The 6,783-nt window shown below is 40.2% G+C and carries 4 protein-coding genes and 5 tRNA genes; 7 read left to right on the top strand and 2 right to left on the bottom strand.

The genetic code is table 11. The features are described 5' to 3' along the window. Window positions 1-276: 276 nt before the first annotated feature. Both metE and QZ147_RS07630 read right to left on the bottom strand, forming a co-directional pair. Window positions 277-2,547 (bottom strand): 5-methyltetrahydropteroyltriglutamate--homocysteine S-methyltransferase, encoded by a 2,271-nt coding sequence (gene metE, locus QZ147_RS07635; protein ID WP_295148898.1) that lies wholly within the window; start codon window positions 2,545-2,547, stop codon window positions 277-279. A gap of 365 nt (window positions 2,548-2,912) precedes the next feature. Beyond that, window positions 2,913-2,988 (bottom strand) — tRNA-Ala (locus QZ147_RS07630). 105 nt (window positions 2,989-3,093) lie between these two features. Between QZ147_RS07630 and QZ147_RS07625 the strand changes: the two genes are divergently transcribed. The 7 genes from QZ147_RS07625 to QZ147_RS07595 form a co-directional block, all read left to right on the top strand. After that, a tRNA-Gly gene (locus QZ147_RS07625) sits at window positions 3,094-3,168 on the top strand. Between the two features lie 15 nt (window positions 3,169-3,183). Beyond that, window positions 3,184-3,269: transfer RNA gene (locus QZ147_RS07620), tRNA-Leu, on the top strand. A 6-nt stretch (window positions 3,270-3,275) separates the two neighbouring features. Continuing rightward, a tRNA-Cys gene (locus QZ147_RS07615) sits at window positions 3,276-3,349 on the top strand. A gap of 32 nt (window positions 3,350-3,381) precedes the next feature. Beyond that, a complete protein-coding gene (locus QZ147_RS07610) occupies window positions 3,382-3,537 on the top strand; it encodes a hypothetical protein (protein ID WP_180998589.1) in 156 nt (51 codons plus the stop codon). Window positions 3,538-3,595: 58 nt separating this feature from the next. Next, a tRNA-Ser gene (locus QZ147_RS07605) sits at window positions 3,596-3,685 on the top strand. 157 nt (window positions 3,686-3,842) lie between these two features. Beyond that, window positions 3,843-5,105 carry a phage integrase SAM-like domain-containing protein gene (locus tag QZ147_RS07600; protein ID WP_295148896.1) on the top strand — a complete coding sequence of 421 codons (1,263 nt, stop codon included), beginning with the start codon at window positions 3,843-3,845 and terminating at the stop codon, window positions 5,103-5,105. Between the two features lie 101 nt (window positions 5,106-5,206). Continuing rightward, window positions 5,207-6,783: phage integrase N-terminal SAM-like domain-containing protein (locus QZ147_RS07595; protein ID WP_295148894.1), on the top strand; the 1,577-nt coding region annotated here is incomplete at its 3' end.

The following is a 6,783-nucleotide window of genomic DNA, read 5'->3' as shown; positions in this document are numbered from 1 at the left end:
AGCATGAAATTTCCAAATTTAATATGTAGAAAACGCGGTGTTTGCGGCTAAATTTACGGTTGCGGCACGGAAGAAAACTTAGTTTGCTTTTAGCCAAAATCCCGCAAATTTTGCTTTGCTACGAGCTTAATTTTGCAAAATCTAAGCCTAATTTAACCCGCGATAAATTCACACCAAAAAAGGGCGAAATCAGCCTAGCGCAAAGCCGCTAAATTTAAACCGCCGCCCGTTTGCTAGATAGCAAAAAGGCGGCGAGATTTAAGCGAAGCTCTAAATTTATGAATTTCGCACGATTTTGACGGCTTGCACGAGATTTTTTAGGCTCGGCTCGACCTCTTCCCATTTGCGGGTTTTTAGGCCGCAGTCCGGGTTGATCCAGAGTTGTTCTTTAGGCAGTACTTCTAGCAGCGCCCTGATCTGCGCGACCATCTCGTCGACGCTCGGTACGCGCGGACTATGGATGTCGTAGATACCCGGGCCTACTTCTTGTTTGTAGCCCACGGATTTAAAGATTTTTAGCAGTTCGTTGCCGCTGCGAGCCGTCTCGATGCTGATAACGTCGGCGTCCATCGCCTCGATGGTCTTGATGATGTCGTTAAACTCCGAGTAGCACATATGAGTGTGTATCTGCGTCTGCGCGCGAGCCGAAGCGACCGAGAGCTTAAAGCAATCGACCGAGAATTTCTCGTATGCGCCGATATTTTCGTCGCGTAGCGGATAGCCCTCTTTAAACGCGGCTTCGTCTACTTGGATGACTTTTATGCCCGCGTCTTGCAGATCGGCGATCTCGTCGTAGATGCATAGAGCAAGCTGCTTAGCGATATCGGCTCGCGGCTTGTCGTCGCGCACGAAGCTCCAGTTTAGGATGGTTACCGGGCCCGTTAGCATTCCTTTCATTATCTTTTTCGTGCGGCTTTGCGCGTAGGATATCCACTCGACCGTCATAGCTTTTGGACGGCTCACGTCGCCGAAAAGCAAAGGCGGCTTCACGCAGCGGCTGCCGTAGCTTTGTACCCAGCCGTTTTCGCTAAACGCGTAGCCTTTGATCTGCTCGCCGAAATACTCGACCATATCGTTTCTCTCCGGCTCGCCGTGGACTAGCACGTCAAGTCCGACGTCTTCTTGAAATTTCACGCACTCGTCGATGTATTTTTTGATGCCGTCGTTGTATTGTTGTTCGCTGATCTCGCCTTTTTTGAAATTTTGGCGCAGAACGCGAAGCTCTACCGTCTGCGGGAAACTACCTATCGTCGTAGTCGGCAGGACGCCGTAGTTTAGGACTTCGTGCTGGATTTTGATGCGGTCTTCAAACTTCTCTTCGCGCTCGAATTTGGTTAAATTCGCAACGCGAGCCTGAACGGCGGCGTCGTGGATGAGAGTCGAATTCGCGCGGGAGTTCGCGCTGGCTTTATTTTCGGCGTAAATTTTGGCTTCGTTTTCGTTTAGAGCCGCGCCGTTTGCGAGCTTTGCGATGATTGCGATTTCGCTTAGCTTCTCAACGGCGAAACTTAGCCAGCTTTTGACCTCGGGATTTAGCTTTTCTTCGTATTTTAGAGTAAAAGGCACGTGGAGCAGCGAGCAGCTAGATCCTACGTAAAAGTCCTTGCCGCCTAGTTTTTGCGCTATTTGCTTGACGAAATTTACGCGCTCGTCGATGTTGCTTTTCCAAACGTTTCTGCCGTTTACGACGCCGGCGAAAAGTTTCACGTTGGAGTTTGCGATAGCAGGCAGCGCCTCGATATTTTTCTCGCCGTAGACAAAATCAAGCCCGATGCCGTAAATTTTAGTTTTTAGCGCTTCGCCCACGGCTTTTAGCGCGTGTTCGAAATAGGTCATAAAAACGATTTTTACGTTGCTTGCGGCCGCGGTTAGCTTCTCGTAGACGGGCGCGATTTTATCCGTTAGCGCGTCGCCCTTGCTAGTTACGAATATCGGCTCGTCTAGCTGGACTAGGATTTCGCCATCTAGCTTTGAAATTTGATCTAAAAGCTTGACGTATTGCGCCGTTAGCGCGTCTAAATGGCAAAGCGCGCAGCTGCCGTCGGTGGTCTTTGAAAGCGCTAAAAACGTGATAGGGCCGATTAAATTTATCTTGCCTTTTACGCCGGCGGCCTTTGCCTCTTCGTATTCGTTAATGATTTTTGACGCGTCAAGTTTAAACGACGTCTGGGCGCTAAGTTCGGGCACGATGTAGTGGTAGTTCGTGTTAAACCACTTAGTCATCTCCATCGCTACGCCTTTTTCGTTGCCGCGAGCGCAGGCGAAATACTGCTCTAATCCGCTTAAATTCGCAAATCTAGGCGGTACCGCGCCAAATGCCACGATGGCGTCTAGCATCAAGTCGTAAAACGAAAAATCGTTTACGCTGATAGCCGAAATTTCGGCGTCTTTTTGATATTGCCAGTGTCTGTTTTTTAGCGTTTTAGCGACGCTTAGCAAATTCTCCTCGCTAAAACCCTCTTTTTTACTCCAAAGACCTTCTAGCGCGCGTTTTAGCTCTCTTTTTTCTCCGATTCGCGGAAAACCCGTAACGTAAGTTTTTATCATTTTGATTCCTTTAAATTTAATTTTTAAATATTCGCATTATAAGCTTGTCGTTTTTGAGATAGTTTTGAACGTTTCGCCCCAAAATTTTAATCCAAAAACCAAACGTATGGCCTACGGAGTAAAAAATTTTCAAGCTAATCTCAAAAACGCTCGCAGAGAAGATTTAAAGGCGGATGACAGCCCGATTTGCGTAATGAAAAGTGAAATTTGTAATATTCGTTTCCTATTAAATGAGCCGCAAGTTTTATTAAATTAGCGATTTTGGATTTTAGGCTATTTTTAGCGATATTCCCGCATGGGATGGTTCATCGTCGTCCTTTGGCTAAATTCGGCGAACACGAATATTTTTCTGGATAAATTTACTATGGTGGAGTTAAGCGGGATCGAACCGCCGACCTCTTGAATGCCATTCAAGCGCTCTCCCAGCTGAGCTATAACCCCAAAAGATTTGGCATTTTACCTTTTTAACGCTTATAAAATTTTGAAATTCGAATAAACAAAATAAAATTTTAAGCAAACGTTGGTTAAAATTGCGCTCTTTAAACCGCGGGAATAGCTCAGGGGTAGAGCACAACCTTGCCAAGGTTGGGGTCGCGAGTTCGAATCTCGTTTCCCGCTCCAAATTTTAGACGTAACGCCCAGGTGGTGGAATGGTAGACACAAGGGACTTAAAATCCCTCGGATTTTCTTCCGTGCCGGTTCAAGTCCGGCTCTGGGCACCACGAAACGGCGACATAGCCAAGTGGTAAGGCATGAGCCTGCAAAGCTTTGATCCCCGGTTCGAATCCGGGTGTCGCCTCCAAACTTCAAAAATAACTACTCGAAGGAATAACAGTGAGAAATTTATTTTTAGTAGCTTGTATAGCTTTTTTTGTAGCTGGTTGTTCAAATACTTGGCATGGTGTAAAAGAAGATACTCATAATGCTAAAGAATGGACCAAAGAAAAGATAAATGATGGAGCTACATATATTAAAGAAAAAACAGAGTAAATTTTATAGATTATAGTAAATTTTAAGCAAAGTTGGTTATAATCACAAATCTTTAATTCGGGAGATGGCTGAGCGGTCGAAAGCGGCGGTCTTGAAAACCGTTGAGGTGTGAAAGCCTCCTGGGGTTCGAATCCCTATCTCCCGGCCACAACCACTCTTAAAATATATCTTTAGATACTTGTATTTCAGCATTTTTAAGCAGTTTATATCATCATATTTTTGTCTTAAATTTCGGACGATTTTATTTTGTTACACCAAATTTGGATTTCTGTTACATCGCTTGCTTATTAGATTAGGAGTTTGTAATGACTTCTAAATTAATAACTCGAATCAAAAATAGACCAAGCTACTACTATTTCGATAAAGCCTTGAAAAATGATAAAATTATCACCGTCAAGTATTGTTTGTTTACAGACAATGAGTTTGAAGCCAAAGCCATCGCTTTAAAAATTAAAAACGAAGCCGATAATAGACGTAATTCTGTTCAAACCAAAAAATTTATTGATTTACCGTTAAGATACAAGATACGCAACATTCAGAAAAATATTAAAAATAAATCGCATCGACTATCGACGACCGAATATAAAGAAATATTTGAAAAAGTTATATCGGGTATTTATGGGATTACCAAAGCCGACAACGATATGTTGGTCGATAAAAAAGAATGTCAAGAAAACCATAGGCCAAAGAAAACGCAAAAATCGATAAAATTTACGGATATAGCATTCAGATACGCTCAAAACGAAAGCAAGAAGTCAAATAGTAAAAATGCCGGATACTATCAGAGGGTAGCCAAAGCGCTCGACATTTATTTTAAGCACAAGCAGATAACCCAAATTTCTTATCAGGACTGCGAGGATTTTCAATTACATCTCTTAAATAATAAAAAGCTTAACAAAAAGACCATCAATAACTACACGTGCTACGCAAGTAGAATGTTCGACTACGCTATAAAAATAGGCCTTATATCTCAAAATCCGTTTAAGCTTTTAAGTTCGTTTAAAATTTCCAAAGATCAAAAATCGCCGAAGGATAATTTTAGCATGGACGAACTGGCTAAGATTTTTAAGACCGATAAAAAGGAGCTTAAAGATTATATGGCGTTTGCCTTGCATACTGGACTTAGGCTTAGCGAAATTTGGAGCTTAGATGAAAGTAGCGTAAGCGAGCGAGACGGAATTAAATTTATCAAAGTTCAAACTGCCAAGCAAAAAGGCGGAGACGTTAAATTTAGAGAGTTGCCGATACATAAAAATATATATCGTCTAAGCGATATAAAGTGGCTAACGAAAATAAAAAGAGGCAAAAGCGATTGTAATTATTTTGGAAAAAGGCTTAATAAACATATTCATGCCGTTTTACCGGACTCCAACGTAAGCTTTCATAGACTGAGGGCAAATTTTGCGTCCGCTATTAAAAATTACTCCTTAGAAAATGGTTTTACGGATGTTACTTCGGTGCTGCTCGGGCACGCTACCGATCTAGCAACAGACGTATACGCCAAGGATATCTCGCTAAAGGCAAAATTAAAAGCAATGGATGGATTAAATGCATTTTCCAATCTCTAGCGATGAAATTCTATTGAATATCTTTGGCTAGTTATGTATAATTTGGCAAGAAGAGGTGAAATATAAAGAAAGAGATTTTAAATTTACTTGACGAGAAAAACGTGGACTTCGGTAGGCTTTCTGGGTTTTACTCTGGCGTAAAAAAGGCTTTTATAAACAAAACAGACAATATCAAGATGGGCTTTATCGGAAACACCTTAGATAAGGAGCGGCTTGAGAGAGATATGGACTATTGCGTAAAGAATTATGCCAGAAATACAAAAGACAAAGATAAATGGCTAAAAAGAGCGGATATTTTAAAAAAATTAAACGACTCAATGCCTACCAAATATTACGTTCAAGTCGTTTTCAAAGATACTGCAATAAAAATTCAAAGCGTCATGAATTCGGTTAACGAACTTGATGTGCAAAATGAGCCAAAAACAAGCGTAATAGATATTAAAAATTACGATATACCCGAAGAAGTAATAAAGTACGGCATTTTAACGGATGAAAAAGTAAAAGGCGGCAGATTTATCAATAACCGATTTGTACCAGACAATATTGCAGGGTACTTAGAGAGCGAAACGCTTAAAAAATTACCGAAAAAGCAAAAAGAGCTTTTACCGAAAAACCAAAAGCTAGAAATTAGTATAAATTTGAAGACCATATGCAATAAATTTATAGAGCGCGAATGCGATAAACGAGGATACACGCAAGAAACAAGGCTAAGATACATAAAAGACGTGAACCGGCTAATTAAATATATGGAGGAAAATAAAATATACGAGATTGAAAAATTAGATGTAGATGAATTTCAAAACCATATATTTACAAAAAAAGATGAGAAAGGTAAAACAATAAGCAAAAAAACATTAAATAATATAATAGGTAGGTTAAGAATTTTTTTCGACTATATAGTATTAATAAAGCAAGTAAATAATAATCCGTTTGAAAAACTTACTGACCACGGGGTAAATAAAAACGTAACGTATAAAAGAAATTTTACTCTCGATGAGTTAAAAGAATTATTTAGCGGTAAAAATAGCGGCATACGAAAAGAGCTACTAGATTGTTTAAGATTTCTACTAATAACTGGCATAAGAACGGAGGAATTTTATAATTTAAATAAAGATAGTTTTTGCACGGATTGCAATCATCCGTTTTTAAAGGTAAAAACTGCGAAGCAAGGTGCCGGAAAGGTGTTTTATAGAAATGTGCCTTTACATCCATTATTGAAAGATCTCTACAAATACGATTGGATTGCAAAAATTAAAAAAGTATATTCAAATAAAGGAACTTTATCCAAAGCTCTCAATGCCGAAATAGATAAGGTAATAAAAGATAATACGGTAAGCGTCCATAGACTTAGGGGAAATTTTGCTAACGCGATTGATGAGTATCTGTGTTCCAGGAATTTTATCGAATATCAAGACACTTTAAAAAATTTAATGGGGCATTCAAAAAGGCCAAGGAAAGACGATATCGAAGATCAAGTAAAATATAAAATAACCAAAACTATACTTGGTTATGCACCAGATATGACACAGGGTACATACTCGCAATCCGAGTATGCGGATTCAAAAATATTAGCAATACGAGGGCTTAACGTCTTTGAAGGTATGTTTGAATATTTGAATATCCCAAAAATAAAACTAGCCTCCATAAAACCCGTGCTAAGAGATATAAAAGACGGAGC

This window comes from uncultured Campylobacter sp. (assembly GCF_905371695.1).
Classification (GTDB): Bacteria; Campylobacterota; Campylobacteria; order Campylobacterales; family Campylobacteraceae; genus Campylobacter_A.
The sequence above is the reverse complement of the archived record's forward strand: the minus strand, read 5'-3'. Positions and strand labels throughout refer to the sequence as shown.